The 20,169-nt window shown below is 55.9% G+C and carries 35 protein-coding genes and 1 tRNA gene; 22 read left to right on the top strand and 14 right to left on the bottom strand.

Features of this window, described 5'->3' with window-relative positions:
* Window positions 1–2 precede the first annotated feature (2 nt).
* A tRNA-Arg gene (locus FY156_09510) sits at window positions 3–79 on the top strand.
* Between the two features lie 119 nt (window positions 80–198).
* On the opposite strand, the gene FY156_09505 is transcribed toward FY156_09510, so the two are convergent.
* The 14 genes from FY156_09505 to FY156_09440 form a co-directional block, all read right to left on the bottom strand.
* The gene (locus tag FY156_09505; protein UXS01686.1) at window positions 199–480 is read right to left on the bottom strand and encodes a hypothetical protein; all 282 of its coding nucleotides are present in this window, start codon (window positions 478–480) and stop codon (window positions 199–201) included.
* Window positions 477–1,526, bottom strand: coding sequence for a tyrosine-type recombinase/integrase (locus tag FY156_09500; GenBank protein UXS01685.1), 1,050 nt, complete (start codon window positions 1,524–1,526; stop codon window positions 477–479). The genes FY156_09505 and FY156_09500 overlap by 4 nt, the downstream gene beginning before the upstream one ends.
* Window positions 1,527–1,750: 224 nt before the next feature.
* Window positions 1,751–2,134: a hypothetical protein gene (locus tag FY156_09495; GenBank protein UXS01684.1), complete on the bottom strand. Its 384-nt coding sequence runs from the start codon at window positions 2,132–2,134 to the stop codon at window positions 1,751–1,753.
* Window positions 2,131–2,334, bottom strand: a complete 204-nt coding sequence (locus FY156_09490; protein UXS01683.1) for a hypothetical protein — start codon at window positions 2,332–2,334, stop codon at window positions 2,131–2,133. The genes FY156_09495 and FY156_09490 overlap by 4 nt, the downstream gene beginning before the upstream one ends.
* Window positions 2,331–2,936, bottom strand: a complete 606-nt coding sequence (locus FY156_09485) for a hypothetical protein (GenBank protein ID UXS01682.1) — start codon at window positions 2,934–2,936, stop codon at window positions 2,331–2,333. The genes FY156_09490 and FY156_09485 overlap by 4 nt, the downstream gene beginning before the upstream one ends.
* Window positions 2,926–3,381 carry a hypothetical protein gene (locus FY156_09480; GenBank protein ID UXS01681.1) on the bottom strand — a complete coding sequence of 152 codons (456 nt, stop codon included), beginning with the start codon at window positions 3,379–3,381 and terminating at the stop codon, window positions 2,926–2,928. Before FY156_09480 ends, FY156_09485 begins: the two co-directional genes overlap by 11 nt.
* Window positions 3,378–3,761 carry a hypothetical protein gene (locus tag FY156_09475; protein UXS01680.1) on the bottom strand — a complete coding sequence of 128 codons (384 nt, stop codon included), beginning with the start codon at window positions 3,759–3,761 and terminating at the stop codon, window positions 3,378–3,380. Before FY156_09475 ends, FY156_09480 begins: the two co-directional genes overlap by 4 nt.
* Window positions 3,761–3,985, bottom strand: a complete 225-nt coding sequence (locus tag FY156_09470; GenBank protein ID UXS01679.1) for a hypothetical protein — start codon at window positions 3,983–3,985, stop codon at window positions 3,761–3,763. The genes FY156_09475 and FY156_09470 overlap by 1 nt, the downstream gene beginning before the upstream one ends.
* A gap of 37 nt (window positions 3,986–4,022) precedes the next feature.
* Entirely contained in the window at window positions 4,023–4,262 is a 240-nt protein-coding gene (locus tag FY156_09465; protein ID UXS01678.1) for a hypothetical protein, read from the bottom strand.
* Between the two features lie 24 nt (window positions 4,263–4,286).
* On the bottom strand, window positions 4,287–4,568 hold the full coding sequence (locus FY156_09460; protein UXS01677.1) for a hypothetical protein: 282 nt from the start codon (window positions 4,566–4,568) through the stop codon (window positions 4,287–4,289).
* Window positions 4,569–4,717: 149 nt separating this feature from the next.
* The gene (locus FY156_09455; GenBank protein UXS01676.1) at window positions 4,718–4,954 is read right to left on the bottom strand and encodes a hypothetical protein; all 237 of its coding nucleotides are present in this window, start codon (window positions 4,952–4,954) and stop codon (window positions 4,718–4,720) included.
* Window positions 4,951–5,313: a hypothetical protein gene (locus tag FY156_09450; protein UXS01675.1), complete on the bottom strand. Its 363-nt coding sequence runs from the start codon at window positions 5,311–5,313 to the stop codon at window positions 4,951–4,953. The genes FY156_09455 and FY156_09450 overlap by 4 nt, the downstream gene beginning before the upstream one ends.
* A gap of 98 nt (window positions 5,314–5,411) precedes the next feature.
* Window positions 5,412–6,119 (bottom strand): helix-turn-helix transcriptional regulator, encoded by a 708-nt coding sequence (locus FY156_09445; GenBank protein ID UXS01674.1) that lies wholly within the window; start codon window positions 6,117–6,119, stop codon window positions 5,412–5,414.
* Window positions 6,120–6,743: 624 nt separating this feature from the next.
* Window positions 6,744–7,346, bottom strand: coding sequence for a hypothetical protein (locus FY156_09440; GenBank protein ID UXS01673.1), 603 nt, complete (start codon window positions 7,344–7,346; stop codon window positions 6,744–6,746).
* A 103-nt stretch (window positions 7,347–7,449) separates the two neighbouring features.
* On the opposite strand from FY156_09440, the gene FY156_09435 reads away from it, so the two are divergent.
* The 21 genes from FY156_09435 (at window position 7,450) to FY156_09335 (ending at window position 20,147) form a co-directional block, all read left to right on the top strand.
* Window positions 7,450–7,794, top strand: a complete 345-nt coding sequence (locus FY156_09435; protein UXS01672.1) for a hypothetical protein — start codon at window positions 7,450–7,452, stop codon at window positions 7,792–7,794.
* Window positions 7,791–8,072 (top strand): hypothetical protein, encoded by a 282-nt coding sequence (locus FY156_09430; GenBank protein UXS01671.1) that lies wholly within the window; start codon window positions 7,791–7,793, stop codon window positions 8,070–8,072. The genes FY156_09435 and FY156_09430 overlap by 4 nt, the downstream gene beginning before the upstream one ends.
* Window positions 8,072–9,160, top strand: a complete 1,089-nt coding sequence (locus tag FY156_09425) for a hypothetical protein (protein UXR99981.1) — start codon at window positions 8,072–8,074, stop codon at window positions 9,158–9,160. The genes FY156_09430 and FY156_09425 overlap by 1 nt, the downstream gene beginning before the upstream one ends.
* A 198-nt stretch (window positions 9,161–9,358) precedes the next feature.
* Window positions 9,359–9,505 carry a hypothetical protein gene (locus FY156_09420; protein UXS01670.1) on the top strand — a complete coding sequence of 49 codons (147 nt, stop codon included), beginning with the start codon at window positions 9,359–9,361 and terminating at the stop codon, window positions 9,503–9,505.
* Window positions 9,502–9,738, top strand: coding sequence for a hypothetical protein (locus FY156_09415; GenBank protein UXS01669.1), 237 nt, complete (start codon window positions 9,502–9,504; stop codon window positions 9,736–9,738). Before FY156_09420 ends, FY156_09415 begins: the two co-directional genes overlap by 4 nt.
* Window positions 9,739–9,824: 86 nt before the next feature.
* Window positions 9,825–10,643: an AAA family ATPase gene (locus FY156_09410; GenBank protein UXS01668.1), complete on the top strand. Its 819-nt coding sequence runs from the start codon at window positions 9,825–9,827 to the stop codon at window positions 10,641–10,643.
* A 93-nt stretch (window positions 10,644–10,736) separates the two neighbouring features.
* Window positions 10,737–11,435 (top strand): hypothetical protein, encoded by a 699-nt coding sequence (locus tag FY156_09405; protein ID UXS01667.1) that lies wholly within the window; start codon window positions 10,737–10,739, stop codon window positions 11,433–11,435.
* On the top strand, window positions 11,428–11,991 hold the full coding sequence (locus FY156_09400; protein UXS01666.1) for a DUF669 domain-containing protein: 564 nt from the start codon (window positions 11,428–11,430) through the stop codon (window positions 11,989–11,991). Before FY156_09405 ends, FY156_09400 begins: the two co-directional genes overlap by 8 nt.
* Before the next feature lie 60 nt (window positions 11,992–12,051).
* Window positions 12,052–12,888, top strand: coding sequence for a hypothetical protein (locus tag FY156_09395; GenBank protein UXS01665.1), 837 nt, complete (start codon window positions 12,052–12,054; stop codon window positions 12,886–12,888).
* Between the two features lie 57 nt (window positions 12,889–12,945).
* On the top strand, window positions 12,946–14,004 hold the full coding sequence (gene dnaN / locus FY156_09390; GenBank protein ID UXS01664.1) for a DNA polymerase III subunit beta: 1,059 nt from the start codon (window positions 12,946–12,948) through the stop codon (window positions 14,002–14,004).
* Window positions 14,005–14,015: 11 nt separating this feature from the next.
* Window positions 14,016–14,291, top strand: coding sequence for a hypothetical protein (locus tag FY156_09385; protein UXS01663.1), 276 nt, complete (start codon window positions 14,016–14,018; stop codon window positions 14,289–14,291).
* A complete protein-coding gene (locus FY156_09380) occupies window positions 14,291–15,220 on the top strand; it encodes an oxidoreductase (protein UXS01662.1) in 930 nt (309 codons plus the stop codon). Before FY156_09385 ends, FY156_09380 begins: the two co-directional genes overlap by 1 nt.
* Complete coding sequence (locus FY156_09375) at window positions 15,217–15,834, top strand: HNH endonuclease (GenBank protein ID UXS01661.1); 618 nt, start codon at window positions 15,217–15,219, stop codon at window positions 15,832–15,834. Before FY156_09380 ends, FY156_09375 begins: the two co-directional genes overlap by 4 nt.
* Before the next feature lie 21 nt (window positions 15,835–15,855).
* On the top strand, window positions 15,856–16,374 hold the full coding sequence (locus FY156_09370; protein UXS01660.1) for a sigma-70 family RNA polymerase sigma factor: 519 nt from the start codon (window positions 15,856–15,858) through the stop codon (window positions 16,372–16,374).
* Entirely contained in the window at window positions 16,375–18,120 is a 1,746-nt protein-coding gene (locus FY156_09365) for a DEAD/DEAH box helicase family protein (GenBank protein UXS01659.1), read from the top strand.
* An 89-nt stretch (window positions 18,121–18,209) separates the two neighbouring features.
* The gene (locus FY156_09360; GenBank protein ID UXS01658.1) at window positions 18,210–18,587 is read left to right on the top strand and encodes a hypothetical protein; all 378 of its coding nucleotides are present in this window, start codon (window positions 18,210–18,212) and stop codon (window positions 18,585–18,587) included.
* Window positions 18,584–18,832: a hypothetical protein gene (locus FY156_09355; GenBank protein UXS01657.1), complete on the top strand. Its 249-nt coding sequence runs from the start codon at window positions 18,584–18,586 to the stop codon at window positions 18,830–18,832. The genes FY156_09360 and FY156_09355 overlap by 4 nt, the downstream gene beginning before the upstream one ends.
* Window positions 18,829–19,350, top strand: coding sequence for a hypothetical protein (locus tag FY156_09350; protein ID UXS01656.1), 522 nt, complete (start codon window positions 18,829–18,831; stop codon window positions 19,348–19,350). Before FY156_09355 ends, FY156_09350 begins: the two co-directional genes overlap by 4 nt.
* On the top strand, window positions 19,350–19,649 hold the full coding sequence (locus FY156_09345) for a hypothetical protein (GenBank protein UXS01655.1): 300 nt from the start codon (window positions 19,350–19,352) through the stop codon (window positions 19,647–19,649). Before FY156_09350 ends, FY156_09345 begins: the two co-directional genes overlap by 1 nt.
* Window positions 19,646–19,933: a hypothetical protein gene (locus tag FY156_09340; protein ID UXS01654.1), complete on the top strand. Its 288-nt coding sequence runs from the start codon at window positions 19,646–19,648 to the stop codon at window positions 19,931–19,933. The genes FY156_09345 and FY156_09340 overlap by 4 nt, the downstream gene beginning before the upstream one ends.
* Window positions 19,923–20,147, top strand: a complete 225-nt coding sequence (locus FY156_09335) for a hypothetical protein (protein ID UXS01653.1) — start codon at window positions 19,923–19,925, stop codon at window positions 20,145–20,147. The genes FY156_09340 and FY156_09335 overlap by 11 nt, the downstream gene beginning before the upstream one ends.
* Window positions 20,148–20,169 lie beyond the last annotated feature (22 nt).

The following is a 20,169-nucleotide window of genomic DNA, read 5'->3' as shown; positions in this document are numbered from 1 at the left end:
TCGGCCCCTTAGCTCAACTGGATAGAGCAACTGCCTTCTAAGCAGTAGGTCGCAGGTTCGAGTCCTGCAGGGGTCGCCAATCTTTTCAAGCAGTTAGCGACAAATTGGCATATCGCAGTTTGCAGTTTTTGCTGGCAGTTTGCAAAATCTGTTCTTGATGCATTCACGTTGTGCAACTTGGAAAAGAAAAAGCCCGCATCAAGCGGGCTTCTTATTTGGCTGGGGCTCGACAGCAAGCTGAAAGTTTATGTTTCCCGTTTCAGCTTGGATTTGCTCGCGGTTGGAGGCGATGAAGGTCTTCACCCAATCGTTGCCAGTCGGCCCGTCGGGGTTCCGCTCCAAGTAGCGAATCAGCCACCGCCAAGCGTCACGCTCCCAAGAATAAAAGTAGGATCTCGATGTCTCATGGGCATGATGCATAGCGGAGGTTAGCAGCTCACCGAGCGCTCCTGCCGCAGAAATCTCTTCGTCGTGGTTCATTTCATCTTCTCCTGATACTCCTCTAGCTTCTTGATCGCCTCCTCGGCAAGCGCTGCTTTGCCTCCGAGATAGTGGGCATCAAGAATGCCTTCGACGTCCTTTAGGCTGTGCCCAGTAATCGAAGCGATCTGCGCCACCGAACATCCTGCGATAGCTAGGCGCGTAACCGCTGTGCCGCGCAGGTCGTGAAATGTCAGATCAGTGATACCTGCCTTGATCTTTGCTTTAGTCCAGCTGGTGTTGAACCCGTCGGACGTCCAGGGTCGCTTGTCTCGCTTATTGGTGAGGATGGTCGGGGATATCCTCGGCATGCCATCCAGCAGCTCGCGCAGCTCTACTCCTGCAGGTATTTTGACGCGTGCGCCTGTCTTTCCCTGCTTCACTTTTATGTGTGAGCCGTCGTAGTCGCTCCACGGCGCTTTGAGAATGTCGCCTTTTCGCTGGCCGGTCCAAAGTGCCATGATGACTGCAGCTTTGATTTCCTTGGACGCAACGGCGAACAAGCTCGCCAAGGTGTCGTCGGTCCAGATGTTTTCGTTGCGATCGACGCTGTAGATGCGCCCGCCGCGCTCTGCCTGATTTATGGAGATCCGGCCACGATCCTTTGCCACCGACAGGATACGGGCAAGAACCATCCACGCGAAATCGGCGGTACGAGGCTTATCAGCCATTCCGTCGCGCCACTCCTTGAATTTGCCTCGGGCGCGCTTGTCCTGAATAGCCACCAAGCTCATCGTGCCGAACTCGTCGCGAACCTTGTCTATATATCGGCTGTATTCTTTCTGCGACTTCGGAGAGAGGCCGGTGAAATCTGTGGATGATTTGTATTCAGTGATCAGCCGATGCATGTTGTCGGTCTGGTCGACGAAGCGATCCTTCGTAGCCTCCACGAATGCCCGCATGAGCAACGGATCGCCTGGTTGCAGCGGACGACCCGCCTTGTCCTTCAAAAGCGGGCCGCCGCGCCATGCGTAGCAGTATGTGATGGTCTTGCCGCTCGCGAGTCGCTTTTTGACCCTAGCTAGACCTTTGAGCTTTTCGCGCATTCTGTTCCCGCTCCCATCGTTCGAATTCGTCCTCTGCATTGTCGTTTGCTGCGTGCAGACCGCTTATCTCGTCTAGCTTAGCGTCAATCGCTCTCTTGTCCCACTTACGCGTGCCGGCGATCGCCGCAGGCATCTTATGGGTCGACACCCACAGAGAGAATGTTGACTGCCCTATGCCGAGGTATGCAGCCGCTTCTCTTCTGCCGATGAGACGAGGGGAGTTGTCATTGGTTGGTGACATGGTTGGCCTCCGATTTCAGTGCGCGGATGGCATCTGCAATTACCCGAGACTGAGCTGATTTGGCGGCGTTGTCGGTATGCTTGTTGGCCTTGAATAGCCTTTCGCGCCAAGCTGCCTCTTTGTCGGCAATGGCCGCAGCATCCTCCAGCGCCGTCTCCCTAGCCTCCCTCTCGCGGTTCTCTGCTTCGGATAGGAGTTGGCTGGAACGTTCGCGCTCGGAAAGAATGGCTCGGGCAATGACAATCGTGGCCATGTCGACATATCGCTCATCCAAGAAGTACCTTAGCGTATTCCCATGAATGTCAGCATTTGGTGCATGTATGGCCGCTCCTGCTGCCTTCATGATATCGTCGGGCATATCGCTCATTCGCTTTCCTCCCAGCAATCCATATCGGCCTCCGCGGCTTCTTCTGGAGAATTATCTAAGCAATTCTGCCAGTAGTCAGGAGCCGCGTTTTCAGCGTAGGAGCGGACTGAATGGCCGTTATCGAATGTTCTAAAGCCAGCCTCCCGCGTCATGTAGTCGACAAATCGACGGCAGTACTCCTCTTTGGTCAGATCACTCAAGACTTCCCCTCCTGCTTTGCGGGTGCTGCGGAAAGCATCGTCTTATAATCTTCGCGCCGCATACGATCCGCGCTTTCACGCACTCGCCTAGAACTAGGCGTAGCGTCCCAATGTTTGGGCTTAGGGCCGCATGCATCGAGCATCTCTTGCGTCGGCTCTTTCGGCACAAGCTGCCACCCCGCCACGTCGAGCACCTGTGCGGAGAGGGCGTTCTTTGCGACATCCCAAACCACAGCATTACTCTCTGCCGGATGCGCAACGATCCACTCCAAAGCTTTCACGGCTGCGGGTGGAGCGTGAGGGGCGGCGTAGATGGGGATGCAAGGGAAGAATTCTGACTGATCTTCCGAGTATATTACATTGGTCAGCCAAGGTTCGGCGGCTGTCATTTGCTCCCATTTTCGCTTAGGTAGCCAGCCGACAGGCTCCGCAGCGGACAGGGCGGCTACAATCGCCTTGGCATCATCTACGAGCAAACAAACTTCGGCGTCAGCCAAGTCAGCGCGCTCGCCAGTTTCTTTGGCGTCTGAAAAATGTTCCGCCATATCTGCCTCAGCATCTGCGATAATGGCTTTCAGTCGTGCAAGCACTTCACTCTGCATGGTGTTCGCCTCCTGTGCTGGCGAGGGCGTACTCTGCGGCATCAGAAAGCTCGATCATCTTTCTCAGGTCTCCGTTGCACACCTGAACAAACTCCCAGTCGGGAGTAGGGGGATTGGAGATATGATAGACGCTCATTGATAGAAGGTGGGCCAGCAGTGCATTTATTGGGCCAATAGCCGATCGCAACTCAGCTAGGCTCTTTTGGGCGTTGCTGCAATCTGACGCCATCTGCCTTGCCATATTTGCCGCTCCGTCGCCGCGCTTGCGCAATTCCTCGTTCTCGCGCTGCAAGCTTTCGAGGGTGGAAGCCGAATAAAGCGGCTCCCAGATTTCTCCATCATCGATGGCCTTCGGCTTCTTGCTGAAGTAGTGCCAATAGTTGTGGTCTGCCGTCGTGCCCATGGACACACGCCATGCAACTGGCTGGATGGCGTCGGTTGTCATGCTTCACCTCCAACGCTGCAATCAAATCCTGGCGCGATTCGGGCTATGGTGCCCTCTTCAAGATACGAAAGCGCCGCACTCCAGTCGCCGTGCAGCCATTCAACGATAGCTTCCCATCGGTCGAATGGATCGTCGCAATCGTCCTGAAGCGCAGCAGCGAAGACGTCCATGTTGCATGGCCTGCCGTCGGACGGCTCACACTTTGCGGCCGCATCCATAAGCTCGCTCACGATGAACGTCCCGCCAGGCACGCGAACGCCAAGAAGCTCGCCGACACCGAATCGAACAACAGTTACAAAGTGCGCTCCATATTCACGAACAAGGTGCTCTGCGAATTTAGTCTCGGCTTCAGTACCGGGCCACTTTTTTGCAGCACCCATCACGCCGCCCCCCCATTACGCGCCAGCCGACGCACACGATTGTCGCTCGCCGCGCCGGGGATTTGCAGCGGAAGGCCAGTATCGAGCGCAACGATGCGCGCCGTGTCTTCAAGCTGGCTGCGTAGCGCTCGGTCTTTCTGCGTGGACGCGATGGAAAGGATGGCGCCGGGGCTGGTGCCTTGCGCGATGAACTGCTCTGCGGACAGAACGTGAAATCTTCTCATGTCGGTCTCCTTGTGGTGTGGTGGGTGGTGCCGGTGGTTAGTGTGTGGATGAAAGGCGCTTGGCGCGACCAAATTCACGAGTTAGTCGACGGCGCTTAGCGCGTTTACCCTCCGGCGTGGTGTCAATGACCGGGCCGCTGTTGACCGGCTCTTTGAAGCGCCGAGTTGTTTTAGGCTCGGGCGGCGGAACCATTCGGGTGAGTGGCGTCATGGACGATGCGAGAAGCATCGCTGCGGCTGCGGCTGCTGAGCCAATGATGTACGATGTGTTTCGCATTTCCCTATCCCTTGTCTGTAGTGGTTACTTGGTGGGGGTGGCACTGGTGAATTCGAGGCCGATGCGCCTTGCGCAATCCATGCCGACTGGCAAAACCTTGAAATAAAAATTGGCTGGCTCTGAATAAAGCGCCTTTTCCCAGTCATCAGGATGGATCGCTGACATCGTTTCGAATTCGTAGCAAATGTACCGCCTCGGCTTTCCGTCCTTGAGGTCCTTTTCGCAAAGGGCGCAGAACGTTTCGGTCAATGGCTGCTTTACTGGCCTGAAATTCGGGTCTGTAAAGACCTTACGCAGTTCGCTCATCTTCAATCGCCCTCACGACACCCAAATCAGCACAGCAACAACGAAGGTCGCGATTGCCAGAAAACCGACAACGTCCTTCATCATAGCGCCGGCCTCGGCCAGAATGATCTGCTGCACGGTTGTCGTCGGGCGCTTGATGGTGATGGTGGTCATAGGCGACCCTCCAGCCTCATGCGGCGCTGCCAAGCCCACTTAGGGTAGTTTAGCCACACATAGAAAAGCGTGATCGTGATTGGTATCGACAACAGAATGGCCACGCCGAACCATTCCAGTATCCCCCAAGGGACCGTAGTGACGGCGCCGGTGCAGACGTTATGGATTTCGTTGTAGCCGAACCGGCTTACGTCGCGCAGGCATTGAGCCATATTCAGGTCGACGCTGCTCATTCTCCATCCTCCACGCCACCAACGCGAGCGAACACATCGAACTTGCCGCCATACTCCTTGTGCAGGCGTGCGGCTTCGGTCAGCGCGGAATCATAGGAAGGATGCTCGAAGGGCCACATGCATGGACGAATGCGTCCAGTGCTGTCGCCGCGGCGGAATACGAAATGGCCACCGCCGACTTCCTCGCCGTTGCGCGGCTTCTTGGGGAAGCGGCGCATGTATTCATATTTCGTCTTTGGTTTGCCGTGCTTCTTGGCCTTGTGGTCCGGGCGCTTCATGGGCTCGTCGGACTGGGCAACAGCGCCGTATGCGGCAGCTACAGCGATATCGTCGAATTCTTCGGGACGCGGTCTGTACATGGTGTATCTCCTCTTGTGGTGGCCAGCTTGGTTTGCTGGTGACAAGAGGAGATATAGAACGATACCGGTGCGCCGTCAACCGTTAAAACGGTAAACCGTTATTTCTGTGCGTAGTCGATTTTGTGGATCGAGACAACGTCGTCGCGCGGGTACTTGATTTCCATCGGGGGATTGAACTGGCAGACGACCAGATAGCTCGGCTCCCACCGCACAAACTCCTTGATGAAGCCGCGAGGAACGCCGTCCTCTTCGGTCGGCGCCAGCTGCACGATAACATCGTCGCCGCGGGCGATAGGCTTCGGCGGATTTGTCCATACCGTCTCGCCTGGCTTGTAACGCGGATACATACTCTCGCCGTCTACATAAGATGCATATGCCTCGGCGACGCCCGCCAGGTGAGGCGGCCTCCATTCCCAGCCCATGATCTGCCCGTTAAACTCGAACTCACCGTCCGACCCTCCCTTCGACCTGCCTAGAACAGGCACGTCACGCTCCCCGGACGGCGGTTTAGGAGCGGCAATGATACTACCGGTATTAATGACAGGGGCAGTTGCTTGGCGCAACGCGGGAATCATGCGCTCGGTCTTTTCCGACTCGGTCGTTGCCTCAGCCATAAGGTCGAGAAACTCCGATTCGCCCAGACCAAGAGCCACGGCAAGCTTCTGCCAGTTGCGCATCATAGATATTTTGCCCTTCTCCCAATCGGAGACGGTTGTCTGTTGCGCACCGAAAAGGTTGCCGAACGCCTTCTGCGTTAAGCCCATTTCCTTGCGCTTAGACCTTATAATGTCGCTCAACTTTGCCATGCGCACCGCTATAACGGAAAAAAAATGAAAAATAAAACCGTTTTAGCGTTGACACTAAACCGGTAAAACGGTAGAACCAAAATCAACAGCGGCCAAACAGAAGCCGACAGGGCGAAAGACCCAAAGACGAAACTGCAAATGAAAGGAAATGAGCATGACTGAGGATTTTGACAGAAGACGATCGACGACCCAAGCGACGATCGTGAGAAGAAGATGGGCGCCGCGTGCGCCGGAACGTAGAAGAAGATGGCGGCCAATGACCGGGCCGCCTTAAGATGCCAGACCAAACCACCTGGCGATAACAATAACCAAAAGTGCCAGAAGGGGAGACGCAGATGAGAAAGACCGCAAACAATGACTTCGAAAACTTAGCGCCGGTGGAGCATGAAGCTCTGCCGGCGTTGTTATGCGTAAAGCAGAAAACGAAAAAGGGCGTAATGAGCCGGCACCACCCGTAACTCCGCCCTTTCTCCGTACTACCGCGCCGAGGAGACCTTCGCCGTAAGGCGGGATCAAAGCACGCGTTCCATATCCGCCACCACAGCGGACAAGCGAATTTCTACACAAATTTGTAGGAATTGTCAATAGGCGTTTTGGGTTACCAACCTTCTGCGCCGACTTTTTTTACGAAACCACCCGCTCGGAAAGGACGATCACATGAACGGCTTCAACGTTTTTCACTTCGACCTGCGATCCGTCGTATCGACTGAGTTGAACTGCGCCGCCGTTCATACCGTCGAATCGCCCTATCCAGGCAAAACCGCCCGAATGCGCCAGCACGTCGTCACCAACGGCAGGCCAGCGAGCAGGGTCGAGCCACGCTTTCACGCCAACGTGGAAGACCGGCTCCATTGCCTTCGTGTCGACGACAACAGCATAGCGTCCTTCGGGAATGCGCTTGCGGCCGTCGTTGAACGCGTCAAACTTGAACTTGCCTTCCTTTCGGTCGGACATGCGGCCGTAAACTCTGGCGCTCGTGATCGTCGTTATCGTGCCGGTCACAGCCTCAGAGGCTTCGCGGGCCATGTCCGCAACATCGTCCTCGGATGCGCCAAGGAAGGCGGCAAGTGCAGGGTAGTGCATCGGGCGAGGGACCACCCCAGCCTTCCAGCTGCTGTATGTCTGTTGGCGCACGCCTAGTTCTTCGTAGACGGCGCGATCCTTCACAGCTCTTTGCTTTTGCTCTTTGAGCAGCGCGAGTAGCAGGCGGGATTTGATTTCAGGCATGCATCCACCCAGGTCGAAACCTTGACAAATTTGTAAAAAAGGTTTAGTTTCACAGTCCTGCTGCTTTGTCAACCACAAGGTAGCCACCACAAGAGGAGATGACATGACGCTTATCACCAGCACAATGCTGGCGGATATGCACGCGCGCCGTGAAAACGGTGAGAGCGTCGCAGATATTGCCGCCAGATACAACGTCAAGCCAATGGCCGCTTACCAGCGTTTGCGGCGCACATTCGGACTGGCAAAGCCACGCGCCGTAATCCCGGCCAATGACAACAACCCTGAACGCATGACCCGCATGGCTCCGCACAACGGCGGATGCTCCACGCTCTCCGGCCTTATGCCGGTCTCTGTGCCGCGTGTTCTTACCGTGGCGAATGACAACGATGCCGACCTGCAGGCTGGCCAGGCTGTCAATGATTACGCGTTGCGCGAGGTGGCGGCATGACCTGCGACTGCGAATTCTTCAACTTCGGCGACGAAGTCCGCAACAGACAAAACCCTCATCTCACTGGCGTCGTCATCGGCGATCGCAACTGGGGCAGCGAGTACCAGGTGCGCCTTGCTGACGGCGCGACGACGATCTGGTGGCACGGCTTCGAGATCGAACACGATGAGGAAGCGACACCACCGGCCAAAGAGGATGACGACACCAACGTCATTCAAGTCGATTTCACAAAACGGCGCGTGATTACGCCCGAGGCAAACACGGAAGGAGCGGCGTGATGGGTGAGTATATTCGGATGAAAGAAACGTGCCCAGATGGCGGATACAAAGTTGGCGACGTATTCAGAGCGAAGCCGCACGCTGCTTCTGGCGTCAATTTTGTAGATAAGGATGGTGACTCTCGGTATGCCTCGCATTCCTCCGGTCGCTTCGAACTCTGGCAGCCGCGCGTCGGTGAGCGGGTGCGAGTTGTGCGGGCCGAACTCTCACATAAGTCCAACTCCATTGGTCGTGAGTTTACTGTGACCCACGAGGCCTACAAGGTTGGCAACGGTCTGCAGACTTGGGGAGGAGATAACGCAGGTGGTCTAGTTTGGCGAGCGGATGAGCTCGAACCCATCCTCACCACCGCTCCCACAGCACAGCCAGCCACCCTAAAAATCGAGGCTGGCAAGTTCTATAAGACGCGCGACGGTCGAAAGGTCGGTCCTGCCTTCCTCACTGGGGGCTGCGCAGTGTTCGGTGACAGAAGCAACTATGCCAGCGCAGTTTGGTCGGATGACGGCCGATCGTCGAACCGAGACGATAAGTTGAGCCTGAAAGACAACGACATCATCGCCGAATGGATCGACGAGCCAGCCGCTAAGGCCAGCAACGATAACACCACGCCGAAATTCAAGGCTGGTGATCGGGTGCGTGTGGTGAAGGGGGGATTTGTCTCCGGTGGATCAGGTCACGGCGCCAAAGTCGGCAACGAGTTTGTCCTGAAAGAAATGGATCCATCCAAGGCGTTCTGGCGAACGAATGGTCCAGACTTCTATGAGCACGAGATCGAGCTGGTCGTTGTCGCTGCGATCGTCGCCCTCATCGAAAACGGCCAACCCAAGCCATCGTCGACGCCACGCGTCCACGCTTCCACCTGTGCAGCCGAGACGGAAGCCAAGCGTCTGGCAGCGAAGTACAAAGGCAAGCAGTTCGGCGTGTTCACGCTGACCACGACGCACCACGAGCCAAAGCCGGTCCATGACCACAAGTGGCAGAACCTCGCGGCGCTGGGTCTGAAGATTGACGCGATTTCGTCGTTGGAGACGCAAGCAGGGATTACCACAGACCAGGCACGTCGCATCGTCTACGCTTTCGCAGCCTAACACCCAAAAGCGGCTGGCCACCACCAGCCGCACTTCACCACACATTGAGGAGACTATTATGAGAAATTTCAGCAGCATAATGGCGATCGTTTGCTCGGTTGCATCCGCTGTCTTCTTGGTCCTTGGGAGCGTCGACCACGCCACCTTGGCGGCTGTGCTGTCCATTACCTTTAAGCTCGATGCGAATCGGTCAGCCGAATGACCCGCCCCGCAACAAACTGGCCAGCCTTCTGGCTCAACTTCATCGAAGGTTTTCAGACATTCGCGGCGGTGATCCTCTTCGCCGCTTGGCTGGCAATCTTTCCATCGATCGGCGTTCTTTACGTTACGGGCCTCTTGCCATGACCAACTCCAAATCGCCGTGGTACACAGAATCCCTCATCGCACCACCGCTCGACCACGTCCCTGTCACGCCGACGCCGCGCAAGTACGTTCGCCGTGGCCTAAAACGTGCCGCTTTGGCCGGTGTGAGCGCAGCAGCGACGATCGGGGTCATCGCTCTGTTCCCGTTCGCTTTGGTCGCGTTCGCCGTTCTAGGCGCGTTCTGGTGGCTGCTTTGCCGTCTGTTCGCGCGGTGATCAGCAATTGGCGGTGGCTCATCATCATTGCAGCGGCCGCCTACATCGCAGCCATCATTTTCACCACACCACATTGAGGAGGCCTTATGGCTATTTCGTGGGATGAATTGAAAGACACTTCCGATACCGATCCGCCGATCACCACGATTTACGGCGGCGCGAAGCTCGGGAAGACAACACTGGCGTCTGAATGGCCGGCGCCTTACTACTGCCGCACCGGCGAGGGCGAGAGACAGAGCGCCGGCGCGCCAATGAAATCGTTCGGCGTTTCCGAAAGCTACGAAGATGTTGTCGACCAGATCAGCTTCATGCTCGAAGCCGAGCATGACCGCCGAACATTCGTGCTTGACGCACTGGACGGTATGGAGGTCTTCATCAATGCAGAGGCCTGCGCCCGCAATGGATGGGCCGACATCGAGGAGCCAGGATTCGGAAAGGGCTACGCAGCAGCCCACGCCATCTGGCTTGAATTCATCAAGCTTCTACTGAAGCTGAAAAAGGCCGGATACTACGTCGTACTCATCTCGCACGTGAAGGCCAAGACAGTACCCGGCGTCACCACCGACAGCTACCCGCGATACATGCTCAACCTTCGCGACGATTCGGGCAGCGCAATCTGCGATGCCTCCGATCTAATCGGCTTCCTTCATCAGCGAGTGTCGATCGCCAAAGAGGATCTGGGCTTCAAGAAAACCGCGAAACGGGGGCAGGGCGGCGGCGAAGTGAACATCGCTGTACAAGAGCGGCCCGGCTTCATCGCTGGCAATCGGTATCAGATCCCGAAAGCTGTACTCGAATACAAGCAAGGTCAGGGCTTCGCGGCGCTGAACGCGTACTTCCCTCCACAGCCTGATGTCGTCACAGCGCAGGTTACCGAAGAGCCTGATGAAGAGGAGGCGGCGTGACGATTGTCTACAAAGTGCTGCACTAAGTGCAAAGGTGTATTTCCTATCGAAAACTTCAGCAAGCACGCTGGACGAAAAGATGGTCTTTCTAGCTTGTGCAAGGCCTGCAAGAGCGAATTAGACGCAGCTTATAGACTGGATAATGCCGAAAAAATTAAAGATCGGTACCGCCGGAGGCTAGAAGAAAATCCAAACTACCACGCTGAGATATATGCAAAAGACCCTGAAAAACATCGAGCTAGAGCGGCGGCTTATCAGCGTGAAAACCCAGATAAAGTAGCTAAGCGCAACAAGAGATTTCGAGAAGATAACCCAAACTATGGAAGGGAATGGGAGGCGGCAAACGCTGATAGAGTGAAGAAGAAACGGCGAAAACAGTTCGAAAAGAAAATGGCAACGCCGAGGGGAAGGCTTGAGAACAGCATTAAGGTCGGCGTCCATCGCGGCCTGTCAAAAGGTTCTAAGGCAGGCAGAAAGACATTTGAAATTCTGGGGTACACGTCAAGTCAATTGAAGGAGCACCTGGAAGATCGTTTCCTGCCAGGCATGACGTGGGAGAACTACGGTAGATGGCACGTAGATCACATGATCCCTCGGTCTGCATTCAACTATGAGACAGTAGACGACATCGATTTCAAGAGATGTTGGGCGCTAGAAAACCTGCGCCCAATGTGGGCGAAGGAAAACATACGCAAAGGGGCAAAACTGGATGCTCCATTCCAACCAAGCTTGTTGATCGCAACCAATGACAACAAGAAAAACACCACACCACAGGAGACCACGAATGGCTAATCTTGGAACTAAGTTCAATGCGCAGGATCACGATACAGAACAACGCGACTACGAGGAGCTTCCGAATGGAATCTACTCCTTTGAGATCGAGGCGAGCGATGTAGCGCCCAACAAAGCTGGCACTGGTACTGTCCTGAAAACCACGATGACAGTGATTGAGCCAGAACCCTACAAAGGGCGCAAGTTGTTCACCCAATTCAACATTGAACACAACAATCCCCAGGTCCAGGAGATCGCGCAAAGACAATTCGCTAGCCTTTGCCGCGCAATGTCCGTCGACAGCGTAGAAGATTCTGAACAGCTTCATTTCCTCGCGTTTACCGCCAAGGTCGGACTTGGGAAGCCGTCCAAAGACGGCCAATATCCAGCTCGTGCAGAAATTCGGCGTTATTACTTTCCCGACGAAGGAAACGTCCCAGCCCCGGCTATCGACGCCAACCAGCCTGCGCCACAGCCCGCCGCAGCCAATGACAACCGCCGCACCACCGCCAGCAACGACAACAAGCCTGCCGCTGCGTCCGCCGGCACGACGCGTCGGCCTTGGGGCAGCAAGTAACCATCAACGCGGGCTGCCTCACCAGCGGCCCGCTACTTCACCACGTTTGAGGAGATTTGCATGACGAACTACAAGGCGGAAGCCAGAAAGATCACAGAGAAATGCTACCCAATCCCCGGCGCTTTCGCGGCCGGCGGAGCTGTTACGAGCGTCTTCACCAATAGAGACATCAACGACGTCGACGTATACTTCAAGAGCCGAGAGGCTTTCGAATATGCAGTGGCTGAATCTTACGAAAACGGGTTCTGGTGCATCTCAACGACAAAGCGTGCTGTGACGTTCACAGACAATGGCGGAACACCAGTTCAGTTTATGCACTTCGATTTTTTCCCGACGGCGCAGGATATCTTCGACGCGTTCGACTTTACCGTCGTCATGGGTGCGCTGGATTTCGACAGTGACGAATTCTCATTCCACGACGACTTCCTGAAGCACAACTCTCAGCGCTTCCTTCGCTTTCATCCTGGCACACGCTATCCGCTGGCGTCAGCGACACGCGTCCTCAAGTATCAGGATCGCGGTTACACGATCGGCAAGGGCGACGTGCTCAAAATTGTGTTGGCGGGCCGTAAGGTGAAGATCGACACGTGGGAAGAGCTGAAAGACCAGATCGGCGGCGCATACGGCGAGAAAGTCGTTCTCGGCACGGAAGGCACGCCTTTCTCTCTTGATGCGGCCATATCCGCCCTTACAGTTGATGATGAGGGCAAGGAATCGTGGGTGGCAAACGACAACGAAGAGCAGCCAGGCAGCGCGGTCGGGTTGCTCAAGAAGATCGCTGAGTTGAAGGGCGAGCAGTTCGACGAGAGCCGGTACGATGAAGGCGAGGATGGTCTCGGCTATCCGATCGGCTACGAGCCGCCGAAGAAACCGTCGCCGTTCTCTTTCGCAGCCTAACACCATCCAGCCTGCCGCTAACCACGGCAGGCACCACCACACATTGAGGAGACGAATATGCAGTTTACGATCAGTCGATCTGAACTAGCTCGCGTCATTTCGACCGTGAGCCGCGTTGTCGAAAGCAGAAACATCATTGAAATACTGTCTAGCCTTCGGCTCACGGCCAAGGATGGCGTCCTTACAGTCATGGCGACAGACTTGACCATCCTGGCAGAAGCGCGAGCGCAAGCCGATGTATTGGCGGAAGGAGACATTTGCGTCGAAGCCAAGCTATTCGGCGAAATTGCCAAAAAGGCTGGCTCAACTGACGTTTCCATCTCGCTTGATGGCGACAAGCTTATCGTGAAGTCTGGGCGCAGCCGGTTTTCGCTGAAGACACTCGACGCGCGCGACTTCCCTTCATTCGGGGATGATAATTATGGCGAGGAGTTTACGGCTGACCTTTCCAGCTTACTCGGCGCCGTTTCCTTTGCCTCTGGAACGAACGACATTCGAGAAATGCTCAATGGCGTGCTGTTGCGTTCGCTTGATCGAAAACTTGTAGCTGTGGCTACCGATGGTCACCGTTTGGCCCGTATCTCTGGTGGTGAAGCGTCAGATTTCGAAGACATCATCATCCCGAACAAGGCTGTCACGGTCATTCCTAAGGGCAATGTCACTGTCGGCGTGAGCGCTGAAAAGCTGCGAGTTGTCGGCGACGACATGTCGATAATCACAAAGCTGATCGGCCTCGTCTATCCAGAATACGAGCGCGTTATTCCGACGCAGAACGACAAGGTTTTCACCGTCGACCGAGACGAGATGATGCGCGCGGCCGATCGTGTCGTGACCGTCAGTAACGAAAAGAGCAAGGGTGTCCGTTTGTCGATCGCGCCAGGCTCTATCCAGTTCTCTGCAAGGTCCGATGCAGGCGAGGCGGCCGACGAAGTCGCGGCCGACTACAGCGGGGAGCCGATCGAGTATGGCCTGAATAGCCTATATCTGCGCGACATGTTGTCTTCTCTACCTGCCGGTAAAGTCAAGTTTGCCCTGTCGCAAGGCATGTCTCCTGCGGTGATCACAGGTGAGAATGACAACTGGGACGGTGTCCTTATGCCGCTGCGGGTGTCGTGATGGGTCGTTTCATGGTGAGCTATACCTACCAAGGCAGAGGCACCGAAGTTGTCGAGGCTGAAACACTCGACGACGCCGAGCGTCTCGTCGAGGAAAAGGTCAATCGTGACGATTTTGAGCCTGAAGCCGACGAGCTTGAGGTCGAGCACTTCGATGTCGCAGAGCTTCACCCCGTCACTCGCGGCGGCAAGGAGATATGGACAACTTACATCCAGTCTGGCGACAAACGCGGTCATCCGTCGGCTCTCTTTTCTACACCACTCTTTGCTTCTGGGGTGGGGTCATAATGGCCCCATTACCTCGCGCCGAATCCAGCACGGTCAGAGCGATCTACGCCGCATACGAAGCCGCAGCCTCGTCATGGGATAGCCTCGGCATATCCGTTGGTGAGGCCAACAACCCCTGCGACCGTGCGCTTTGGTACGCCTTCCGCTGGGCCTCACCACTGGAAAAACATCACGGCCGCCAGCTGCGTCTGTTCGAAACCGGCAATCTTGAGGAATCACGCTTGGTTGAAGACCTCGAGCGCATTGGAGTCGATGTCTACGGCCAGCAGGACAAGATCAGGCTGGTGCAGGGCCATGTTCGAGGCAAGTGCGACGGCAAGGCCATGGGCGTTGTCGAGGCACCGAAGACAGAGCACCTGCTCGAATTCAAATCCAGCAATGCCAAGGGCATGAAGGAGATCATTAAGAAGGGATGCAAGGAGGCGAAACCGCTTCACTACGGACAGTGCCAGCTCGGAATGCATGCCTTTGGTCTGTCGCGCTGCCTCTATCTCGTCAGCTGCAAGGACGACGACACTCTCTACGCCGAGCGCATCGAATACGATCCGGAGTTCTGTCTGCGTCTGCTGGCGCGGCTAGAACGCATCATCAATTCGCCAGAGCCGCCGTCGCGCATCAATGAGGCCGCAGACTGGTTCGAATGCACCTTCTGCAAGCACAAGCCTGTCTGCAAGGAGGACGCATGGCCACGCGTCACCTGTCGGTCCTGCATTCACTCGTCACCGGAGATGGGCGGCGACGGTCATTGGTCCTGCGCACGATGGGCAAAGCCGATCTCGTTCGACGAGCAGAAGGAAGGCTGTCCTACCCATCTGACGATCCCGGCTCTCGTGCCTGGTGGAGTTCAGGTCGATTCATCAGAGGAAGAAGAATGGATAGAATATCAAATGCCGGACGGTCGCATGTGGAGAGACGGTGCGACGGCGTGATCGAGGAAACTAAAATCTGTCCCGGTTTTCCGAGTTACTCGATATCAGAGAGCGGCGTGATCACTCGTATCTCCCCGGGGAAACAGAAATGGTCTCTGCCGGGAAGGATTATAAAACATGAAATCACGAAGGATGGGCATCATCGAGTTACGCTCTTTGAAGACGGGAAAAGATCGAGGGCGATGGTGCACAGGCTTGTCTGTGAGGCATGGCACGGCGCCCCGCCTGTGGATCGACCGCTTTCGTGTCACAGGGATGATGACAAAGACAACAATCATTTCACGAATCTGTACTGGGGCACGCATAAGGAAAATGGAGAGGACAGCCATCGGAACGGACGCAGCGTGAGGGGTGAACGCGTAAACACCGCGAAGCTCAAGGAAATCGAAGTCATAGAGATTAGGGAGCGAGCGTATCGCGGCGAAACAAACATTTCGCTTGCGGCTGCTTTCGGTGTTCCAGACGCAGCAATTAGCATGATCGTTCGAGGTCGACAGTGGAAGCATGTAGGGGGCCCAATCGTCCCACAGAGCAGGAGAGGCAGACCAAGACAAAATTTCAGTCACGCCAACGACAACACCCCTACGCCAGGCGCCACCATCACCGCGGATTGAACCACCACAAGAGGAGCCACAATGACCCCTGTTGCCGCAAATGATAACAATCCTCGATCGGCCGAGTTCGATCGCAAACTTCTGGCCTACGAGCCGGCGCTCAGAGCCTTGGCGCGCAAAATCGCAAAGCATGATGATGCGGCAGAGGAGTTGTTTCAGCAGGCAATGCTGTTGATGCTCAAGCGCCATCGCAATTGCAAAACAGAAACGTTCTGGACGTGGGCGTCTTTCTGCGTGCGCAACGCCGCTCAGGAGCACATCAAGAAAAACTCCACGAAGTCGCGATCCGCCGACGTCATCAGCATCTCGGCATTCGAGAAAGTGCCCGGATCGGTTGCCGCTTCGCAAGAGAATGGGACAGACCTTGCGCACGTCCTGACATTGCTCGCCGGTCGCGGCGGCAAGATGGTTCTGCGTGTGGCGATGGGCGAAACCCTTGAGGCGATCGGTAAGGACTACGGCATTGGAAAGGAGCGCGTGCGTCAGCTCGTCGTGAGGGAGCGTGCGCGGGTGCAGGGGCTTCTTCGGGAGGCGGCTTGAATGCTTGAACTCAGATATTACCAGCGTGAATCGTTGGACGCGCTGTACGAGTACTGGCGTAATGGCGGTGGCAACGGCCTTATCGTTCTGCCCACAGGTGCTGGCAAAGCCCTTGTGATTGCCAAACTTATTGAGGAACTTCTGTCAGACTACCCCGACATGCGCATCCTCAATGTTACCCATAGTGCAAGCCTCGTGGAGCAGAACTTCAAGGAGTTCATAGGTCTCCTGCCGTTTGCACCGGCCGGTATCTATTCGGCTGGCCTGAAGCGCCGCGATGCTCGCGCGCAGGTGCTTTTCTGCGGCATCCAGTCTGTGTGGAATAAGGTCGAGTTGCTTGGCAATATCGACCTTGTGATCGTTGATGAAGCCCACGGCATCAGCCGCAACGCCAACACGCAATACGGCAAGTTCTTCAAGGATGTGCGCAAATACAATCCCGACAGCAGGACGTGCGGCACCACGGCCACCGATTACCGCATGGATTCGGGCCGGTTGACCGATGACCTCGACGATGATGACACCGTAGATGAAGCGACCGGCGTGCCTATCCGCTTTAAGCTGTTCGATGACGTAGTCTACGAAATCGGCCTTGGCGAGTGCATTGAGAAGGGGTTCCTAACGCGCCTCACCAGCACGAAAACGACGTCAAAAATCGACCTGAAAGGGATTGGAACGCGCGGAGGCGAGTACATTCCAGGTCAGGTGTCTGCCGCCGCAGAGCAAATCATTGAGGCTGCAATCGCAGAAGACATGGCGATATCGACAGATCGTAGAGCTGGCCTTTTCTTCAGCACCAGCAAGGAGAACGCTAATCATGTTGCCGACGCCATTCAGCGGCATGGCCGCACATGCGCAGTGCTGACAAGCGACAACGCTCACCAGACGAAAGAAATATTCGAGGGGTTTAGGTCTGGTAAATACTGGGCAATCAGCTCGGTCAGCATGATCACAACTGGCACCAACTTTCCTTTTGTCGATTTCATCAGCCTAATCTTGTCGACGAAGAGTCCCGGCAAGCTCGTGCAGATCCTTGGTCGAGGCACGCGCAACTGCCCCGGGAAAGATGATTGCCTCATAGCAGATCACGGTCGCAATCTTGCCTATCACGGCCCTATCGACCAGATCAGCCCGCGCGCGCCTGGAAAGGGGGAGGGAGATCAACCTAAGAAGGTTTGCCCTACCCAAGAGACGCCCGGTGGTGTGACTGACGAAAACGGGAACTGGGGATGCGGAGAACAGATTCCGATTTCTCGGATGACATGCCATTGCTGCGGCTACATCTTCCCACCAAGCGACGAGGTGAAGATCACTGCACAGGCAGCTGATGTCCCAGTTCTAAGCGTTGCTCCACCAGAACCCCGCACCGTCACATCGCGCAGCTTCTACTACCACGAAGGGAAGGGCGATAAGCCGCCGTCGGTGAAGGTCAGCTACATGGTCGGCATGACGGCGATCAACGAGTGGATTTGCCCGCAACATAGCGGGTTCCCGAAGTCGAAGGCCGACCGCTACTGGCGCGCGCATGGCGGCAAGATGCCATTTCCCAAGACAGTGCTGGAGTGGATTGAGCGGCAGTCGGAACTGGCCGACACGGTGGAGATTACGGTGAAGCCACGCCAGAAGTATTGGGATGTCGTGGGCCACGTGGTTGGCGCAGCCAACGACAATCGTGTGTCGCCAGCGAATGACAACCGTGATGAGGAAGATTGGCAGGTGTTGATGGGGGATGATGTGCCTTTTTGAGCAAGCTAAACCTTGACAAATTTGTAAAAGCGGTTTAGCGTTTAAACCCACGCCACACCAATGGCGTCACCACATCGAGGAGATTTAGTATGAGCTACTGGGATAGCCGCGTGGACCTTTCCGCGCTTGTTGGAAAAACACTTGCTGAAGTCAGAAGATCAACAGATGAGATAGTTTTCGTCACCGATACAGGCGAGACATTCAAAATGTACCACGAGCAGGATTGCTGCGAGTCAGTGTACATTGAAGACGTCGAGGGTGACTTGGAAGGCCTTGTAGGCAATCCAATCCTCATTGCCGAGGAAGTGAGTAATGCTGACCTTCCTAAGGCAAATGAATACGATGAATCGTTCACTTGGACCTTCTACAAACTTGCGACGATTAAAGGTCACGTCGACATTCGCTGGTACGGTACTTCGAACGGATACTATTCGGAATCGGTTGATTTCGTGAAGGTGTCCGCATGACCAGACAAGAGGATTGCACCTACCTATACTTCAAGGAAAGCGGCAAGTGGAAATACGAAGGCCGTGGCTTCTTTCCTACCGCCGACGTCTTCTCCATTACGCGTGAGCATGTGATCGCGGAGAACGGCGGCATGCCAGGCATCTCGTCGAGCGGCGATGACTACTTCGTCATCATCATCCCTGATGATGGATGCGCCCACCCATATGCATACCCACGCCTTATAAAGCCGGAGGTCTCAGCATGACCAAACCAGCTAACGACAACTTCCTACCCGCCGACGTTGCCAACCTAGAAGCACTTTTCGCCGACATGCTCGCCGCCTATCCTGAACTGGAAGCGGACGAAGAACTGCGCGCCGACATGCTTGAAGGCGAGACCAACTTCCACGCCGTCCTCACGCGCCTAGTCAACGGCGAGCGCGACGCCGACAGCCTGGCCAAAGCAGTGGCTGGCCGTATCTCCGACCTTCAAGCGCGCAAGTCTCGCGCCGAGCGGCGAAAGGAAGCGCTTCGGGGGTTGATGTTTAAGTTGCTGAAGGCTGCTGGCGTGCCGCGCGTGCCGTTGGCCGAGGCGACCATCTCCATCGGCAAGAAGGCTGCATCGGTTGAGATCATCGACGAAGCGCTGTTGCCATCCAACGTCGTGAAGATCACGACCGCGCCGGACAAGAAGGCGATTGCCGAACTTCTCAAGGCTGGCACAGATGTTCCTGGTGCTCGGATGGGCGAGGCGGGTGAAACTATCAGCGTGAGGGTGGCGTGATGACCGATATTTCAATGGATGCACGCGTATTGGTGACATGTTTTTTCGCCAATGGGGAAAAGAACTCACTGAAAATTGGCGGCGTTGGCGCTCAAAGCGTTTTCAGCGACCGCGCCGAGTCGGCCATTAAGGAGTTGGTTCTCGGTGGTTTCGTCACCGCCTCTGAGTTCAATTCATTCGGACGAATGGAGTATGTGGGGACCGACAAATGCTTGGATGCTCGGCTCTCCTTCGAAGAGATGGCCGAGCACGGCCGGTGGAGTGCGACTAAGCCAAATCCAGATCGGAAGGTCGCATGACCAAACCCACCTACATGATCGCCCACGGTAGCTTAGCTGTTCAGGCTGCGCGCATCATCGCCGCGAATGCAAAGGTGCGCGAAGACAAGGCGCGCGGCTATGAGTTGGCCGCGCAGTGGCATGACAAGCAGGAGAAGGCTTGCCGCGAGATTGCGAACGACATTCGCGTCGGTTCACACGTCAACTTGAAGGCCGCCGTCGCAGCAACCCATCACGGCGCGAGCGCAGCTGGCCTTCGCAATGCGGCGTCAGGAATTCGGAGGAAAAGTCTCAATGAGCAGTAGCCATTACATCATCGTGGCCCGCAACGACGACACCGGCGAAATCCAACTACCGCTCGAGAACATGACGCTCTACGGTATGGGAAAAGACCCTGAAACAGGTGAGTACGAGGAAGAAAGCCTGGTCCGAGCATGCGCTGACAGCTACGGGCCGGAGTGGACAATAAGCCTATATGGTCCTATCGGCGCAGATTACGGCGGCACTGCCAAACGCTGACCAATTTCTGCATACATTTTTT

Origin of the sequence: Agrobacterium tumefaciens, assembly GCA_025559845.1 — a bacterium.
Lineage (GTDB): Bacteria > Pseudomonadota > Alphaproteobacteria > Rhizobiales > Rhizobiaceae > Agrobacterium.
The sequence above is the reverse complement of the archived record's forward strand: the minus strand, read 5'-3'. Positions and strand labels throughout refer to the sequence as shown.